The 16,895-nt window shown below is 71.1% G+C and carries 14 protein-coding genes; 7 read left to right on the top strand and 7 right to left on the bottom strand.

All coding sequences use genetic code 11. From position 1 onward, the window contains the following. Nucleotides 1–481 precede the first annotated feature (481 nt). From ACZ6B8_RS24705 to ACZ6B8_RS24690, 4 genes are all read left to right on the top strand, one after another. Complete coding sequence (locus ACZ6B8_RS24705) at nucleotides 482–610, top strand: hypothetical protein (protein WP_355806658.1); 129 nt, start codon at nucleotides 482–484, stop codon at nucleotides 608–610. A 15-nt stretch (nucleotides 611–625) separates the two neighbouring features. After that, entirely contained in the window at nucleotides 626–1,390 is a 765-nt protein-coding gene (locus ACZ6B8_RS24700; RefSeq protein WP_471071806.1) for a bestrophin-like domain, read from the top strand. Between the two features lie 242 nt (nucleotides 1,391–1,632). Further along, entirely contained in the window at nucleotides 1,633–2,937 is a 1,305-nt protein-coding gene (locus ACZ6B8_RS24695; RefSeq protein WP_471608654.1) for an alpha/beta hydrolase, read from the top strand. A 238-nt stretch (nucleotides 2,938–3,175) separates the two neighbouring features. Further along, nucleotides 3,176–3,724 (top strand): hypothetical protein, encoded by a 549-nt coding sequence (locus ACZ6B8_RS24690; protein ID WP_471071812.1) that lies wholly within the window; start codon nucleotides 3,176–3,178, stop codon nucleotides 3,722–3,724. A gap of 123 nt (nucleotides 3,725–3,847) precedes the next feature. On the opposite strand, the gene ACZ6B8_RS24685 is transcribed toward ACZ6B8_RS24690, so the two are convergent. Beyond that, the gene (locus ACZ6B8_RS24685) at nucleotides 3,848–4,339 is read right to left on the bottom strand and encodes a hypothetical protein (protein WP_471073464.1); all 492 of its coding nucleotides are present in this window, start codon (nucleotides 4,337–4,339) and stop codon (nucleotides 3,848–3,850) included. Nucleotides 4,340–4,687: 348 nt separating this feature from the next. Between ACZ6B8_RS24685 and ACZ6B8_RS24680 the strand changes: the two genes are divergently transcribed. Next, on the top strand, nucleotides 4,688–5,368 hold the full coding sequence (locus ACZ6B8_RS24680) for a class F sortase (protein WP_471071815.1): 681 nt from the start codon (nucleotides 4,688–4,690) through the stop codon (nucleotides 5,366–5,368). A gap of 51 nt (nucleotides 5,369–5,419) precedes the next feature. On the opposite strand, the gene ACZ6B8_RS24675 is transcribed toward ACZ6B8_RS24680, so the two are convergent. Both ACZ6B8_RS24675 and lysX read right to left on the bottom strand, forming a co-directional pair. Further along, nucleotides 5,420–6,268: a polysaccharide deacetylase family protein gene (locus ACZ6B8_RS24675; RefSeq protein ID WP_471608653.1), complete on the bottom strand. Its 849-nt coding sequence runs from the start codon at nucleotides 6,266–6,268 to the stop codon at nucleotides 5,420–5,422. Between the two features lie 70 nt (nucleotides 6,269–6,338). Next, the gene (lysX, locus tag ACZ6B8_RS24670; protein ID WP_471608652.1) at nucleotides 6,339–9,638 is read right to left on the bottom strand and encodes a bifunctional lysylphosphatidylglycerol synthetase/lysine--tRNA ligase LysX; all 3,300 of its coding nucleotides are present in this window, start codon (nucleotides 9,636–9,638) and stop codon (nucleotides 6,339–6,341) included. A gap of 156 nt (nucleotides 9,639–9,794) precedes the next feature. On the opposite strand from lysX, the gene ACZ6B8_RS24665 reads away from it, so the two are divergent. Continuing rightward, on the top strand, nucleotides 9,795–10,256 hold the full coding sequence (locus ACZ6B8_RS24665) for a universal stress protein (protein WP_471071823.1): 462 nt from the start codon (nucleotides 9,795–9,797) through the stop codon (nucleotides 10,254–10,256). Nucleotides 10,257–10,403: 147 nt separating this feature from the next. Further along, the gene (locus ACZ6B8_RS24660; protein ID WP_471071826.1) at nucleotides 10,404–11,846 is read left to right on the top strand and encodes an amino acid permease; all 1,443 of its coding nucleotides are present in this window, start codon (nucleotides 10,404–10,406) and stop codon (nucleotides 11,844–11,846) included. A gap of 6 nt (nucleotides 11,847–11,852) precedes the next feature. On the opposite strand, the gene ACZ6B8_RS24655 is transcribed toward ACZ6B8_RS24660, so the two are convergent. The 4 genes from ACZ6B8_RS24655 to ACZ6B8_RS24640 form a co-directional block, all read right to left on the bottom strand. Next, the gene (locus ACZ6B8_RS24655; RefSeq protein ID WP_471608651.1) at nucleotides 11,853–13,484 is read right to left on the bottom strand and encodes an extracellular solute-binding protein; all 1,632 of its coding nucleotides are present in this window, start codon (nucleotides 13,482–13,484) and stop codon (nucleotides 11,853–11,855) included. A 66-nt stretch (nucleotides 13,485–13,550) separates the two neighbouring features. Next, the gene (locus tag ACZ6B8_RS24650; protein ID WP_471071832.1) at nucleotides 13,551–14,480 is read right to left on the bottom strand and encodes a carbohydrate ABC transporter permease; all 930 of its coding nucleotides are present in this window, start codon (nucleotides 14,478–14,480) and stop codon (nucleotides 13,551–13,553) included. Continuing rightward, nucleotides 14,477–15,493: an ABC transporter permease gene (locus ACZ6B8_RS24645; protein WP_471608650.1), complete on the bottom strand. Its 1,017-nt coding sequence runs from the start codon at nucleotides 15,491–15,493 to the stop codon at nucleotides 14,477–14,479. Before ACZ6B8_RS24645 ends, ACZ6B8_RS24650 begins: the two co-directional genes overlap by 4 nt. Nucleotides 15,494–15,645: 152 nt before the next feature. Continuing rightward, nucleotides 15,646–16,806, bottom strand: a complete 1,161-nt coding sequence (locus tag ACZ6B8_RS24640; protein WP_471608649.1) for an ROK family protein — start codon at nucleotides 16,804–16,806, stop codon at nucleotides 15,646–15,648. Nucleotides 16,807–16,895: the final 89 nt, after the last annotated feature.

The following is a 16,895-nucleotide window of genomic DNA, read 5'->3' as shown; positions in this document are numbered from 1 at the left end:
GCTCCCCGTCGTGCACCGAACTCAGCGGGCCCTGTCGCCCCTCGTCACACGCGTGTTGGCGCTCGTCGCACTGGCGTTGCTGCTCGGTGCCTCGTCGGCCGTCGGCACCGCCTCCGCCGACAACTGCGCCTACGCGTCGATCAACCAGGGCGGCGGCTCGTCCGGCGGCACGGTGGCCGTCTCGGGCGACGGCGCCCATTGCCACGCCGGACACACCCATCACCCGAAACCGCCACCCCCACCACCCCCTCCGGCGCCCCCGCCACCACCGCCGCCTCCCCCACCGCCGCCACCTCCCCCGCCTCCGCCGCCGCCGAAGCCGCGCCCTCCGCAGCCGCCTCCGCCACCGGCCCCGGCGCCTGCGAAGCCGACCGTCCGGCCCGCCGCGCCGCCACCTCCGCCGCCGCCCGCTCCGGCCGTCAAGCCGACGCCGCGACCCAAGCCCTCCGTCACCCCCCGGCCCACGCCGTCTCCCTCGTCCGTGTCATATCCGGCGTACCACGCCCCGCCGCGCAGGCACCCCCCGCGCAGCGGCCCGTCCATCGTCACTCTCACCCTGCTCATCACGGCGCCCGCGGTGCTCGCCGTCGCCGCGCTGCGCCCGCGCTGACCGCCGGAGGTCCCCATGTCGGAATGGCTTGTTCTCACCCTCGCGATGGCCGCCGCCTGTGTGGTCGTGCTCGTCGTGACGCTGCTGCGGCACCGCAGGACCGGCGCGGACTACGACGCGTCGGAGACCCCGGACGTCATCGAGTACATGACGATGATGATCGGCGTCGTGTACGCCATCGTCCTTGGCCTGGCCATCGCGGGCGTGTGGGAGGCGCGGGGCGCGGCCCAGGAACACGTACGGCTCGAGGCCCAGGCACTGCACGAGGTCTCGGAGCGCGCACGGGTCTATCCGGAGGACGTCAGGGACCGGATCCGCGCCGACGTACGCACCTATGTCAGCCATGTGGTCACCACCGAGTGGGACACCATGAGGAACAAGGGTGAACTTACCGCCGCCGGCCAGGAGCTGCTGACCCGCGTACGCCACGACGTGACCGACTACAAGCCGAAGTCGGACTACGAGGCGCAGGCGTATCAGCCACTCGTCGACGCGGTGGCGGCCGCGGACGACGCGCGCAGCGCCCGCGCGGACAGTACGGGGGCGACCATGCCCGGGGTGGTCTGGTTCGGCCTCATCATCGGCGGGCTCGTCACCATCGGCATGATCTTCGCCCTGCAGATCCGCCGCACCACCCGCGAACTGATCCTCGCGGGTCTCTTCTCCGCCCTCTTCGCCTTCCTGCTCTTCCTCATCTGGGACTTCGACGCGCCCTACAGCCGCGGGATCGCCGCGACGGCCCAGCCCTTCCACGCACTGTTCCCGGGGCTGGGTGGCTGACCTCGCCGGGAGACCGGCACCGTCCGGCGCTGTTGCCGGATTCCACCGGATTGTTATGGTTTTTCTGTGAACGGGCAGATGGTGCGTTCAAGGCCACCCAGCTCCACCGCGCGGGGCTGTAGCTCAAGGCGGAGCGGCCCGCTCACCCGACACCTCCCCCGGGGGGCCGGCCTGCTGGCCGGCCCCCGGGGCCGTGTCACACGGAACCGAACGGAACGGGGACGGGCGTGGAGCGGGTGCCGATGGCCGCCGGGCCGCTGGACTGGTCGCTGGTCGACGGGGCGGTACCGCTCGTCGTGCAGATCCTCGGCGCCTTGGCGCTCGCCGTCCTCCTCCTCTCCCGTGAGCGCCGCTGGTGGACCCGGCTGCTCCCGCTCGCCGTCGTCACGGCGGCGCTCCTGACCGTTCTGGTCAAACTGACCGTGGACGACTGGTGGCAGCCCTTCCCCGACGAGCTCCCGGGGGACGTGGTGGTGTGGCTCGGCGTCGCGATCCTCGGGGTGTGTCTGGCCCTCTTCCGGCTGCCGACCCTGCGGCTGCGCGGCCGCGCGGGCGCCCTGGTGGCGGGCGCTCTGGTGGTGGTGCTCGGGCTCTCCGAGGTGAACATCCACTACGACAACTACCCGACGCCGCGGACCGTGCTCGGCCCGCAGGACACCGTCAGCCTCAAGGACGCCACGGGCGGCAAGAGGCCGACGGTCGACGTGCCGCCGGGCAAGGCGCTGTCCGAGGTGTGGCGCGCTCCGGCCCGGATGCCCACCAAGGGCACCCTGTCCACCGCCTCCGTGCCGGGCACGAAGTCGGGCTTCGAGGCGCGCGACGCGTACGTCTATCTGCCCCCGGCGTACCACACCACGCCCCGCCCGCTGCTGCCCGTCCTGGTGCTGATGGCCGGCCAGCCGGGCTCCCCCGGGGACTGGATCACCTCGGGTCAACTGCCGGACACGATGGACGACTTCGCCGCCCGGCACGCCGGCCTCGCGCCCGTCGTCCTGGTGGTCGACCCGCTGGGCTCCCCCTTCGACAATCCGCTGTGCATGGACTCCCGGCTCGGCAAGGTGCAGACGTATCTCGCCGAGGACGTGCCCGACTGGGCGGCCGGCCATCTGCAGACGGCCACGGACCGCTCCCACCGGGCGGTCGCCGGGCTCTCCAACGGCGGCACCTGCGCCCTGCAGCTCGCCGTCAACGCACCCCGGCGCTACGGCACCTTCCTCGACATCTCCGGCCAGGACGAGCCGACGCTCGGCAGCCGCAGGAAGACCGTCGACGCGGCGTTCGGCGGGGACGAGGCGGCGTTCGAGAAGGTCAACCCGCTGGACGTGATGGCGCGGCGGACGTTCCCCGACACCTCCGGGGCGATCGTCGCGGGGACCGACGACTCCACGTACCGGCCGCAGGCGCTCAAGGTCTACGCCGCGGCGAAGAAGGCCGGCATGAAGGTCGAGCTGGTCCAGCTGCCGGGCGGGCACAGCTGGCAGGTGTGGCGGCCGGGGCTGGAGAAGCAGCTCCCGTGGCTGGCGTCGCGGCTGGGCCTGACGCCCTGACATGCCCGGCTCCCCGACTCCGCGCCCTCGACGGCCCGGCGCTGTCGCACGACCCGGGGCCCCGCCCGCGGAGCCGCGCCGCCGCGTTCGCCCGACCGGCCCACACGCATGCCCCGTTTGCCCGACACGGATCGCGGTGGCAGAGGACCGAATTTAGCGTTTCGGGCATCGAGGTGCATTCAAGACATCAGCGGAAGAAGAGTCCGCAGCTGCTCCTCGGGGACCCGGAGGATCCACCATGCGCGCGATACGCGTCGCTTCGGCCGCTCTGCTCACCGCTTCCGCACTCGCCGTGACGGCCCCGACCGCGTCCGCGGCCGCCCTCGGCGAGGAGAACGTGACCGCGTTCGGCTTCAGCGTCTCCCCCAGCACGGTCGCCGCGGGCGGCCAGGTCACCCTCAACGTCGACGGCTGCGACGGCGAGACCAAGGTGACCTCCGGAGTCTTCGAGGACACCACGATCCACAAGGGGCAGAAGTCCGCCACCGCCCAGGTGTTCTGGGACGCCAAGCCGGGCGCCATGTACGAGGTGACGTTCACCTGCAACGGCAGCAACCCCGGCAGCGACAAGACCGACCTCACCATCGCCACCGGCCGCCCCGACCACAACAGCCACCACCCCGACCGCCCCGACCACCACGCCCACAAGGGCGTCAAGGCCGGCACCGGCGGCAGCTTCGGCGGCTTCGACCTGCACGAGATCGCCCTCGGTGGCGCCCTGATCGCGGGCACCTTCGGCACCGCGTACTACAAGATGCGCCGGCGCACCGGCGGGGACCACTCCTGAACCGTCACCGGGCAGCGCTTCGCCCCCGGGACGTCTCCAGATCCCGGGGGCGCCGCACTCTCGCCCGCGGTGCGGGCACGCCGGGATCGGAGCGGAAGGGGGACGCGCCGGCCCGGCCGGACCTCAGATCCTGTTCTCGGAGCGGCGGCGCATCCAGAAGACGCCACCGCCGACCACCGCGGCGGTGACCAGCGCACCGCCGATGACCATGTCGGTGCCGGTCGCTCCGGTGTGCGTGCTGCCGCCGATGCCACCGCGCACCCCGCCGTGGATGACGGTGAAGGCGGCCGGGCGCACCAGGGTCTTGCCGCCGCAGTGGGCCGTGATGTCGTACGCGCCGGGGCGGGCGTGCGAGTGGACGGTCGCGGTGGCGCTGGCCGAGGTGCCGCCCGGGATGGAGTGCAGTTCGGCGTCCGGGAAGGCGGGTGAGGTGACCCTGCCGCCGGACTGGCAGGAGGACCCGTCGACGGTGACCGTCAGGTGCCCCCCTCTGGGGATCACACTGGGCATCGCCACGATGTTGGTCGGGTCGGCCCAGGCGGACGCGGTCGGGGCGGCGAGCCCGACGACCCCGACGGCCGCGGCGGCGACCGCGAGGGCACGAGTGGTCCGCATACGGGATGTACGCATGGCAATCCTCCGCGGAAGACGCCCCGGGGATACCGTCCCCGGTCGATCGGCGAGAGCGCCTCCCAGACTGACCCTCGGACGCGGTGCGCGGGGCCGCATGTCGGCACTCGGCCGTCCTGGTGAGACGACACGCCGGGGCGCGTCCGCGCAACCCGACATCACCGCAGGTCACGGACCGTCAGAAATTTCCTGCCGGGCGCGACTCGGATGGCGCACCCCGGTCCCCGCGCCACCCGTTCGCTCCCGCCCTTTCGCACGCCGCGCGCCCCGCGCTTAGCGTGCTGGTACGCGCAACGGACGCGGCACGCCTGCCGCGTTGAGAGGGGATAGAGAATGCCTTCGTCCCATCCGGCCGACGATTTCGAGTTCCAGGATGCCCAGGAGGACGAAAAGCCGAGGAAGCGCGCCCCGTGGGGCGCCATGGCGCTCGTCCTGCTGACCGGCCTCGCGCTGATCCGCAACGGCTCCGGGGAGTTCGACGTGGGCCCGCCGCAGCCGGCCTCCGCGGCCGCCGCCGACCATACGCCCGACGCGGTCCCGGGTGCTCCGGCGCCCCTGACGTACTCGCCGGCCGAGCGCGTGCGCATCAAGGGCATCCAGGTGGACGCGCCGGTCATGCAGGTGGGCCTCGACTCCGAGGGCTGGGTGGACGCGCCGCCGCCGGACGACTCCAACCTCGCGGGCTGGTTCACCGGCGCCGTCTCCCCCGGCGAGAAGGGCACGGCCGTGGTCGTCGGCCACGTCGACAACCAGCGCGGCCCCGCCGTCTTCTACGGCCTGGGTTCGCTGAAGAAGGGCAACCACGTCGAGGTCAGGCGGCAGGACAAGAAGACGGCCATCTTCAAGGTCTACGGCGTCGAGGTGTTCGACAAGGCCGACTTCCCCGGCAAGCGCGTCTACGGCAACAGCGGCACCCCCGAACTGCGCGTCATCACCTGCGGCGGCGGCTTCTCCAAGCAGGCCGGGTACGACGGGAACGTCGTGGTCTTCGCCCGTCTGGTCGCCGTGCGCTGACACGGGCACCAGGAGGGCGAGCGGCCCCGCCCCCGGTGTCCGGGCGGCGTGTCAGGTGAAGTGGGGGTGCGGGAGCGTGATGCGGTAGCCGGAGTCGAGGAGCTCCGGGAGATAGCTGCGCAGGGCCTCCACGCTGCCCGAGCGGTCGCCGCCCGCGTCGTGCGAGAGGACGACGACCCCCGGTCCCGCGCCCGCGTGCACGCGCCGCACGATGGTCTTGGCGCCGGGCTCGGTCCAGTCGAGGGTGTCCACGGTCCAGGCCAGCGGCTCCATGCCGAGGGCGGCCCCGATCTGGAAGGCGTTGCGGTTCCACGCCCCGTAGGGTGCCCGGAACCAGGTGGGGCTGTCGCCGGTCACGTCCTCGATGACATCACTGGTGCGCTCGATCTCGTGGCGCATCGCCGCCCGGCTCATCCGGGTCAGCAGGGGGTGGGTCCAGGTGTGGTTGCCGATCAGATGCCCGTCGTCGGCCATCTCGCGCAGCAGGTCCTTGTTGTCGGCGGCCATCTCGCCGCAGACGAAGAAGACCGCGCGGACGTCGTGTTTGCGCAGCGTCCGCAGGATGCGCGGGGTGTAGCGCGGGTCAGGTCCGTCGTCGAAGGTCAGCACCATCGACCGGTCCCGTCCCGGCATCCGCAGGATGGGGGCCTTGCGCACATGCGGCAGGGCCCGCCGGGAGCGCGCCGGGCCGTACCCCGCCATGGGCTGCAGACGGTACGTGGAGGGCTTGCGCGGGCGCGCGGCCTGCGGGCCTCCGGCCGGGCCGCCTTCGGAGGCGGAGGGGCCCGGGGCGGGTGGCCGGTCAGAGCCTGCGCATCCCGCGGCGGCCGCGCCGAGCCCGAGGACCGCGGCGGCGCGGAGCAGAATCCGACGCCCTGGTGTCAGCTGATCGTCTTTCATGACTAATCCGTGGCACGACAGACGGGCCGCACCGCACATCAACACCGGGGCGGCCCCCGAAAGCACCCGTTCAGACGCGGCGGACCAGGGGGAAGGGCAGGGTCTCCCGGATGGTCAGACCGGTGAGGAACATGACGAGCCGGTCGACGCCGATGCCGAGTCCGCCGGTGGGCGGCATCGCGTACTCCAGGGCGTCCAGGAAGTCCTCGTCGAGCTCCATGGCCTCGGGGTCTCCCCCGGCGGCCAGGAGCGACTGCGCGGTGAGGCGCCGGCGCTGCTCCACGGGGTCGGTCAACTCGGAGTAGGCGGTGCCCAGTTCCGTGCCGAAGGCGACCAGGTCCCAGCGTTCGGCCAGCCGGGGGTCGGTGCGGTGCTGGCGGGTGAGCGGCGAGACGTCGGTCGGGAAGTCCTTGTAGAAGGTGGGCAGCTTCGTCTTCTCCTCGACGAGCCGCTCGTACATCTCCAGGACGACGTCGCCGCGGCCGTCGTCGGGCGTGTACGGGACGGCGGCGCGGTCGCAGTGCCGCTGCAGGGCCTCCAGCGGGGTGTCCGCGTCGATCTCGTCGCCGAGCGCCTCGGAGATCGCGCCGTACACGGTCTTGACCGGCCAGGGACCGGAGATGTCGTGTTCGACGAGCCGCCCCGCGGCGTCGGCCTTGCGGGCGACGGGCGAGCCGAACGCGGCGGTCGCCGCGCCCTGGATGAGCTCGCGGGTGAGGTCGAGCATCACGTCGTAGTCGGCGAAGGCCTGGTAGGCCTCCAACATGGTGAACTCGGGGTTGTGCTTGTAGGAGACGCCCTCGTTGCGGAAGGTGCGGCCCATCTCGAAGACCTTCTCCATGCCGCCGACGCAGAGCCGCTTCAGATAGAGCTCGGGGGCGATGCGCAGATACAGGTCGAGGTCGTAGGCGTTGATGTGGGTGGTGAAGGGCCGCGCGTTGGCGCCGCCGTGGATCTGCTGGAGCATCGGCGTCTCGACCTCCAGGTAGCCGCGGTCCAGCAGCCCCTGGCGCAGGGCCTGGACCGCGGTGGAGCGGGCCCGCACCACGTCCCGGGCGCCGGGGCTCGCGACCAGGTCGAGGTAGCGGCGGCGGACCTTGGCCTCGGGGTCGGTCAGACCGCGGCGCTTGTCGGGGAGCGGGCGCAGGCACTTGCCGGTGAGCCGCCAGTCGGTGACGAAGACGGTCAGCTCGCCGCGGTCGCTGGTGCCGACCGTGCCGGTCGCGGTGATGTGGTCGCCGATGTCGGTGGCGTCGGTGAAGCGGTCCAGGACGTCGGCGCCCGAGGCGTCGCGGGCCAGGGCCAGCTGGAGGTCGCCGGACCAGTCGCGCAGCACCACGAAGACGATGCCGCCGAAGTCCCGTACGAGCATGACGCGCCCCGCCACCGTCACCTGGTGACCCGTCAGCTCCCGGGTGATGTGGGCCAGTTCATGGCTGCGCGGGGGCAGGCCCACCGGGTAGGGGTCGACCCCTTCGGTCCGCAGCCGGTCGAGTTTGCGGTGGCGGATACGGATCTGCTCGGGGAGCTTCGAGGCGGGGTCGGCGTCGCCGGCCTCGGCCTGGCCGGCCAGGCCGAGCGCGGCGATGGACGGCAGGCCCTCGGTGGTCGTGGGCCGGTTGACGCCCCGGGGCTTGTGGCCCTTGCCCCACAGCTTGCGCAGGGAGGGCACGGAGACGAAGCCCTCGGCGATGCCCGAGGCCAGGCTGATGCGGGCGAGGGCACCGCTGTCGCCGTAGCAGATGAACCGCGGGTACCACTCGGGGTGGTACTTGGCGTTCGAGCGGTAGAGCGCCTCCAACTGCCACCACTTGGAGAAGAACAGGAGCAGCTTGCGCCACAGCCGCAGGATGGGACCCGCGCCGATGCGCCCGCCCTCCTCGAAGACCGAGCGGAAGACCGCGAAGTTCAGCGAGATGCGGCGCACGCCGAACTTGGGCGCGGCGGCGCACAGTTCGGCGACCATGAACTCCATGACGCCGTTCGGCGCGGTGCGGTCGCGGCGCATCAGGTCCAGGGAGACGCCGTCCCTGCCCCACGGGACGAGGGAGAGCAGCGCGAGCAGCTTGCCGTCGGCGCCGAGGGCCTCGACGAGGAGGCAGCCGCCGTCCTCGGGGTCGCCGAGCCGGTCCAGGGCCATGGAGAAGCCGCGCTCGGTCTCGGTGTCCCGCCAGGCGTCGGCCTTGTCGATGATCTCCTCCATCTCCGCGTCGGAGAGGGTGGAGTGGCGGCGGACCCGGGCGCTCGCCCCGGAGCGGCGCACCCGGTTCACGGCCTGGCGGGTGACGCGCATGTCGCGGCCGTCCAGGTCGAAGGCGCCGACGTGCAGGATCGCCTCGTCGCCGAGCTGCAGCGCGCCGAGCCCGGCGCGGGCGTACGCCGTGGCGCCGTCCTCGGACGCGCCCATCACGGCGGGCTGCCAGGCGTAGCGCCGGGCCACGTCCAGCCAGGCGCCGATCGCGTGCGGCCAGGCCTCGCGGTCGCCCACCGGGTCGCCGCTGGCCAGGCAGACGCCGGCCTCGACCCGGTAGGTGACGGCGGCCTTGCCGCTGGGCGAGAAGACGACGGCCTTGTCGCGCCGGGTGGCGAAGTAGCCGAGCGAGTCCTGCGCCCCGTACGTCCCGAGGAGCGCCCGGATCCGCGGCTCCTCGTCGCCGTGCAGGGCCGCTTCCATGCGCTGGGAGCGGAAGAGCGTGGCGGCGGCGTTCAGCAGGGCGAGGGCGCCGAACAGGCCGAGCCAGAAGTACAGGCCGCGCGGCGGCGCGCCGTCGAAGTAGTCGCCGCCGTGGATCAGCCCGCCGCAGACGCGGTTCGCCGCCCAGAGCAGCCGCTCCCCGCGCACCAGCGTGCCCGGGAACAGCTCGACGAGGCCCCAGCCCAGCAGGATCGCGAGAACCAGTCCGGCGGCGAGCACCGCGACGGCCCGCCGCACCGCGCCCCGCCGGGAGTCCGCGGAGAACTCCTTGCGGGCCAGGACCAGCAGCACGAAGGCGAGGGAGCAGACGACGAAGGACGGCAGCGACTCGGCCCAGAAGCCGAGCGCGGCGCCGAGCACGTCGAAGGCGAGGAGCAGGGCCAGGTAGATCACGACGAGCCACCAGGCGACCTTCTTGCGGGCGGCGGTCGCGGCGGCGAGCAGGAAGAGGAAGACGGCGTACGCGAGGTTGGCGCTGACCGGCACCGTGACGAGGTCGAGGACGCGGACGACCGGGAGGAGCAGCCGGCGCAGCGGGGAGATCACCGCGAGGACCGCGCAGAAGATGCCGAGGACACCGAAGAAGGTGGCGAACCCCTCCGGGACCCGGCCGAGGAGACCGCTGCGTGCCCGGATCCGCCCGGTGGCCTCGGGTTCCTCCGTGCTGACCGTCATGGGCACGACTCTAGGAAGAGGTGGGCCGCCGCGCGCGTCGAGCGGGGCGGTACGGGGCGCAGGGCGAGCCGGGCGGGACCGGTGAGGGTGCAGGGGGCGGGCCGGGTGGGTGGCCCGGCGAGCGGGCGGTATGACCGCCTCCGCTAACCTCTCGGCGTGAGCGCAGATGAGTCCCAGCAGTTCGAACGCGGTACCGACGGCCCCAAAGTGATCGTCGTCGGAGTCGACGGCTCCGATACGTCTCTGCGGGCGGCGGCGTACGCCGGAGGCCTGGCCCGGCGGCAGCGGGCCCTGCTCGCCGTCGTGTACATCCAGCCGGTGCTCGCGGCGGGTGCCGCGTTCGGCGCCCCGGTCGCGGAGACGACGGACGAGATCGCCGAGGGGCTGATCGCGGAGATCCGGAGCGCCACCGAGCGGGTGAAGGGCATATTCGACGTCCGGTGGGAGTTCCACACCCTGCGCGGCGATCCCTACACGGGTCTGGTCACCGCCGCCGACGACCTGAAGGCGGACGCCGTCGTCGTCGGCGCCTCCGAGCAGGCGGGCCATCGCATCGTCGGCTCCGTCGCCGTACGCCTGGTGAAGGCGGGGCGGTGGCCGGTGACGGTGGTGCCGTAGGGGGACGGTGCGCGGCCGCTCTGCGCTGAATGGCCCCGCCCGCGAGAACCTCTCGGACGCCCGAGGTGTGGCGTCTTCCGTCCCGGCCCGGGCTGGGCCATCATGATCCGCCATCAGCCGACTGCCGTCAGCGAAGAGGTGGAGCTCATGCCGGGACTCCGGATGGGACAGGGCGTACTGCGCCGCAAGCCCATCGGACACATCGACGAGACCGAGGCCGGGGCGGGCGGCGGGCTCACCCGGTCCCTCGGTCTCTGGCAGCTCACCGCGATCGGGGTCGGCGGCATCATCGGCGCCGGCATCTTCACACTCGCGGGCACCGTCGCCAACGAGAAGGCGGGACCCGCGGTCCTGATCTCGTTCCTCATCGCGGGTGTGGCCAGCGCGGCGGCGGCGTTCTCCTATGCCGAGTTCGCGGGGCTCATCCCGAAGGCCGGGTCGGCGTACACGTACGGCTATGTGGTGCTCGGCGAGCTCACCGGCTGGTTCATCGGCTGGGACCTGCTCCTGGAGTACACGGCGATCGTGGCGGTGGTCGCGATCGGCATCTCCGGCTACTTCAACTTCCTGCTCAACGAGATGGGCGCCGAGCTGCCGAAGTGGATGCTGGGCGCGCCCGGCACGGGCGACGGCCACAAGGTCGACCTCTTCGCCGCGCTGCTCTGCCTGCTCATCGCCTACCTGCTCACGCTGGGCATCAAGAACGCGGCGCGCTTCGAGATGGTCGTCGTGGTCCTGAAGGTCCTCGTCGTCATCGTCGTGATCGGCGTCGGGTTCTTCCACGTCAACACCGGCAACTACGAGCCGTTCTTCCCGTTCGGCGTCAGCGGCGCGTTCACGGGTGCGGCGACCGTCTTCTTCGCCGTCTTCGGGTACGACGCGATGAGCACCGCCGCCGAGGAGTCCAAGGACGCCCAGCGCCACATGCCGAAGGCGATCCTCTACTCCCTCGCCATCTCGATGGTGCTCTACGTCCTGGCCTGTCTGGTGCTCACCGGCATGCAGGGCTACAAGGACATCGACCCGGAGAGCGGGTTCTCCACCGCCTTCAAGTCGGTGGGGCTCGGCGGGCTCGCCGACGTCATCGCGGTCGGGGCGATCATCGGCATCCTCACCGTGATGTTCACCTTCATGCTGGGCGTCACGCGTGTGTGGTTCTCCATGAGCCGCGACGGGCTGCTGCCCAAGTGGTTCGCGAAGACGCACCCGACGCGGCACGTGCCGACGCGCGTGACGTGGATCGTCGGGTTCGCGTCGGCCGCCATCGCCGGGTTCCTGCCGATCGGCGAGGCGGCCGAGCTGACCAACATCGGGATTCTGCTGGCGTTCGTCGTGGTGTGCGTCGCGGTGATCGTGCTGCGCTACAAGCAGCCCGAGCTGCCGCGCACCTTCCGCTGCCCCGGGATGCCCGTGGTGCCGGCGCTCGGGGTCATCTTCTCCATCTGGCTGATCACCTTCCTGGAGTGGCAGACCTGGGTGCGGTTCGCCGTGTGGTTCGTGATCGGCCTCGTCGTGTACTTCGGCTACTCCTACCGCAACTCCGAGCTGGCGAAGGCGGACCGGACCACGGACGGGAAGAGCGTCGGGTGACGCCCCTCAGGCGCTCTGCTCGATCGACTTCTGGAACTCCCGGGCCATCTGCTCCAGCCCCTTGTTCTTCCACTCGGCCCAGAACGGCTTCCACTCGCTGAGCTTCTTCCGTCCGCTGACGATGTCGTTGACGAGGTCGGTCGCCTCGGTCGACATGCGTCCGTAGTGCTGGGTGTACGCGTCCGAGTAGTGGCCGACCGTCGGATTGCGCACGGCGGTCTCCACCAGCTTCTGCTCGGCCGCGTACACGTCCTTGACGTCCCGGGCCCGCTCGGTGCCGGGGAAGCTGGACGCGATGATGGCGAACGGCGAGGTCGTCGCCGTCGCGAGGCCGCTGTAGAGCCCCTCGACCTGCTGCTTGCCCCGCTTGGTGCGGTCGGGGAAGCCGTGCTTGTCGTACGTGAAGTCGTCGCCCTGCGCGCCGTACTCCAGGAACTCCCGCTCCTTGCTGCCGAACGGCGCCGCCAGGTAGTCGAGGACGCGGAGCAGCATCCGCACCCGCTTCTCGTCGCCCTTCCTGATGGCGGTGTAGCCGATGGTGCCCAGGTGGTAGTGGTGGTTGGGCTTGTTGCCGCCCGCGGCGAACGGGATCATGATCTCAGTGGCGAGCCCCGGGTCCTGGACGCGGATCTCCTGCCGCGCGTTGTACGGGTTGGCGTGCACCGTGGCGCCGATGGTGCCCTGCGCCATCTTGATGTACGCGTCGGCCATCTTGGGGTTGCCCGGGTAGAAGACGCCCGCCTTCTTCAGCTTCAGGACGAAGTCGAGCGTCGCCTCGTACTCCTCGGTGTCCTGGAACCAGGTCAGGGAGCCGTCCTTGTTCTGCCGCCACTTGTTCGGGGCGCCGAAACACTGGCTCAGCACACTCGCGGCGTTGACGTAGATCGGTTCGAGGGCCCAGGTCTTGCCGCCGGTGACCTCCTTGCACTTGGCGAGGAACTCCTCGGGGCCGCTCGCCTGGAGCCCGTCGGCCTTCGCCCAGACCTTCGGGTTTCCGGCGTAGACCTGGCCGAACGCCGGGTAGGGCACGGGGGCGCCCCAGATCTTGCCGTTGACGACGGCTGTCTTCCAGTGCGCCGGGGTCATCGCGGCGAGGTTCGGGTACGTCTTCACCGCGTCGCCCGAGACGTACTCGGTGATGTCCGCGCACTTGGCCTCGAGGAGCTCGGCGACGTGCTGGATGCCCTGGTTGGGCGGTATCCAGAGCAGGTCGGGCAGGTCGCCGCCCGCGATGGTCGCGGAGAACTTCTCCTCGTAGCCGGGGTCGGTGCCGAGGATGGCGGTCAGGTCGACGCCGAGTTCCTTGTTGAGCCTCTTCCAGTACCCGTTCGAGCCCTTGGGGGTGGGCGGCTGGGTCCAGATCTCCGTGAGCAGGGTGATCTTCGAGCCGTCGCCGGGCGTCTTGGCGACGCTGCGGACCAGCTCCTTGGGGTAGGAGAGGAAACCCGCGGAGAGGCCGCGCGCGTTCGGGGCGAGGTCCGGCTCGATCTTGCCGAAGGGGACGTGCGTCGGCAGCTTCACCTTGGACGACGCCGCCTCGCCCGTCTTCTTCGCGGACGAGCCGCACCCGGTCAGGGAGGTGGCGGCCGCGCCCGCGGCGACGGCGGTGGACAGGCTCAGGAAGGTGCGTCGGGACATGCCTGGCATGGGAATCTCCGCGGATGAGGTCTCGTGTGGGGAAGGGGCGGCGGCGCGGGCGGGTCGTCAGCCCTTGATGGCGCCGGTGAGCACGCCCTTGGTGAAGTACTTCTGCAGGAACGGGAAGAGCGCGAGGATCGGCAGCAGCGCGAGCATGACGACGGCCATGGACAGCGACTGCTGCGGCGGCATGTGGGCGATGCCGAGCTGGTCGCTCGTCATCGACTTGTTCTGCACGACGTAGGTGCGCAGGACCAGCTGGATGGGCCACTTGCCGGAGTCGTTGAGGTACAGCATCGCGTTGAAGAAGGCGTTCCAGTACGTCACCGCGTAGAAGAGGCCGACGACGGCGACGACACCCTTGGACAGCGGCAGCACGATGCGGGTGAGGATCCGCCAGTCGCCCGCGCCGTCGATGCGGGCCGCCTGGTAGAGCTCCTCGGGGATGTTCATGAAGAACGCCCGCAGGACGACGAGGTTGAACGCGTTGATCAGCACGGGGAGGATCAACGACCAGTAGGAGTCGAGGAGTCCGAGCTCCTTGACGACGACATACATCGGGACCATGCCGGGCGCGAAGAGCAGCGTGAAGAGGACCATCAGCAGGATCGGCTTGCTGCCCGGGACGCCGCGCTTGCTCAGGGCGTACGCGAGCCCGATCGTCGTCAGCAGCGAGAGCGCCGTGCCGACCACGGTGATCAGGACGCTCACGACGACGGCGCGGCTCACGATGCCGCCGGACAGGATCGTGCGGTACGCCTCCAGGGTGGGCTCGGTGGGGAAGAGGACGAAGCCGCCGGACTCGGTGATCTCCTTGCGGGAGGCGAGGCTGGTGGAGAGGACCGTGAGGAACGGCAGCACCATCACCGCGCAGATGACCGTGATGACCACGGCCTTGGCGGCCGAGCCGATCTTCGTCGGTGGCTCCTCCCAGGCCGGGCGCTCCTCGCGTATCCGCCGGCCCTGGGTGCGCAGGGGAAATCCGAAGCTGCTCATTTGCTGTACACCCCGTGCTCTCCGAAGGCGTGGGCGACCTTGTTGGCGCCCCAGATCATCAGGGCCCCGATGACGCCCTTGACCAGGCCCGCCGCGGCGCCGACGCCCCAGTCGCCGTAGACGACGCCGTGGTAGTAGACATATGTGTCGAGGACCTCCGCGGCGCGGGCGCCGACCGCGTCGCGCTGGAGCAGGAACTGCTCGAAGCCGACGGAGAGCACATCGCCGAGGCGGAGCACCAGCAGCATGATCGTCACGCCGCGGACGGCGGGCAGCGTGACGTGCCACATCCGGCGCCAGCGTCCGGCGCCGTCGACGGCGGCCGACTCGTACAGGCTCTGGTCGACACTGGCGAGCGCCGCCAGATAAATGATCATTCCCCAGCCGATGTCCTTCCAGATCACCTGGCCGGTGATGAGGAGCGGGAAGGTGCTGGGGTCGCTCATCACGTCCAGCGGCGACATGCCGTGGTCGCGCAGGTAGTTGCTGAACAGTCCCGCGCCGCCGAGGACTTGCTGGAAGAGCGCGACGACCAGTACCCACGAGATGAAGTGCGGCAGATACACGATGGACTGCACGAACTTCTTGACGCGCGGGCTGACCAGGCTGTTGATCAGCAGGGCCAGGGCGAGCGGCGCCGGGAAGAAGAAGATCAGCTGGAGCGCGGCGAAGGCCAGGGTGTTGCGGACCGACTCCCAGAACGCCGGGTCGGCGAACAGCTCCTGGAAGTTGGCAAGACCGACCAGCGGGCTGTCCTTGAAGCCGATGAAGGGCTGGTAGTCCTGGAAGGCGATGACGTTGCCCAGCATCGGCACGTAGAAGAACCCGATGAAGAACAGCACGCCCGGGGCCATCAGGGCGAGCATCACCCAGTTGTCGCGCAGTCTGACCCGGAGCGGGGCGCGCAGCCGCAGCTTCGGATCCGGTTTCCCGGCGGGCGACTTGGACGGTCTCGACGCGGACGCGGGTGGTGACGCGGCCTGTGGCCTGCGTTGCGTTGCAGGGGATGTCACACGTTCTCCCTGGCCTGACGGCGTGACGGCATGGGGTGGCAGCGGCAACGGCTTCTCGTCCGCCCTCGGACGGATTGAATTAAGAAGCCAACTTGCCGAAAGTGAGCCACATCATGGAAGGGCTTCTCGCGCCCGTCAACCACCCGCGGGATTTAAGAGGTTGGACTTTTCTGCACGACGCGTTCGGTCTGCTCCATGTGTTCCAGGTGGTCCAGAGCGAGGCGGGCTGCCCCGATTGCGGTCGATTCCTCACCGAGGACGGAGGTGAGCACCTCGGGGGCGTACGGGCAGTTCTCGGCGAGCCGTCGCGCGAACGGCTCGCTCAGCAGGGTGCCCGCGCGGGAAATGCCGCCGCCGAGCACGACGGCGCGCGGATCGAGCACCGCGACGTGCCGGGTGAGGCTGTCGGCCAGGCACTCGGCGAAGGCGCGCAGGGTGTAGCGGGCGCCGCCGTCGCCCGCCGCCGCGGCCGTCACGACGGCGCGCGCGGCGTTCTCCCTGGTGGGCCTCTCCGCGCCCTGATGTCCGGCGAACCAGTCGAGAAGCCGCTGGTAGGAACGTTCCCAGCCGTCGCCTGCGACCATTTCGCCGGCCGCGCCGTGCCGGCCGCGGTGCAGTTCACCGCGCAGCCACAGACCGATGCCGAGGCGGTTGCCGACATACAGGTAGACGCAGTCGCGCACCGCGACGCTGACCCCGCCGGTGCACTCGGCGAGGGTGGCCAGCTGGATGTCGTTGCCGACGACCACCGGACCGCCGACGGTCCCGGCGAGCTCCGCGGCCAGGTTCATGCCGGTCCACCCGGGCAGTGAGTCGCTCACCGCGACCCGGCCTTCGGTGTCGACCATGCCGCTGGTGCCGACGCCGGTGGCGAGCGGGCGGACGTCGGCCGCCCCCGGCCCGGCCAGACAGCCGGCGATGGCGGTGCGCACGGCGTCGAGCCGGTCGCGTGCGCGGAGTTCGGGCGTGACGGCCACGCGCTGGGCGGCGACCGTGCGGCCCAGCAGGTCGGCGGCGATCACCAGGATCTTGTGCGCCCCGATGTCCACGCCGAGGACGTGCCCCGCCTCGGCGCGGAAGCGGAACCTGCGGGCCGGGCGGCCGACGCCGCCGCTTCCGGGGCTCAGTTCCACCAGCCTGCCCTGGCGCAGGAGTTGGGCCGTCAGGTCCTGGGCCGTCGGCCGCGACACGCCGATCAGGGCGGCCAGCTCCGGCACGGTGATCTCGTCGCGCTCGCGCAGCACACGCAGCGCGGCCGCCGCGTTCAGCCGCCGCAGCAACGACGGATCGCCACTCAACGGGTCGCCGCTCATGGGTCCCTCCCCCTTGACAGCAAGATCGGTTGCTCTCAGGGTGACCCGGAGCGATTGAGAAACTTACCTAACAAACCGCGCCCTGGGGA

The sequence above is a fragment of the Streptomyces sp. NPDC041122 genome (assembly GCF_055592445.1).
Note: the sequence above shows the minus strand (reverse complement) of the source record. Positions and strands in the feature narration are given on the sequence as shown.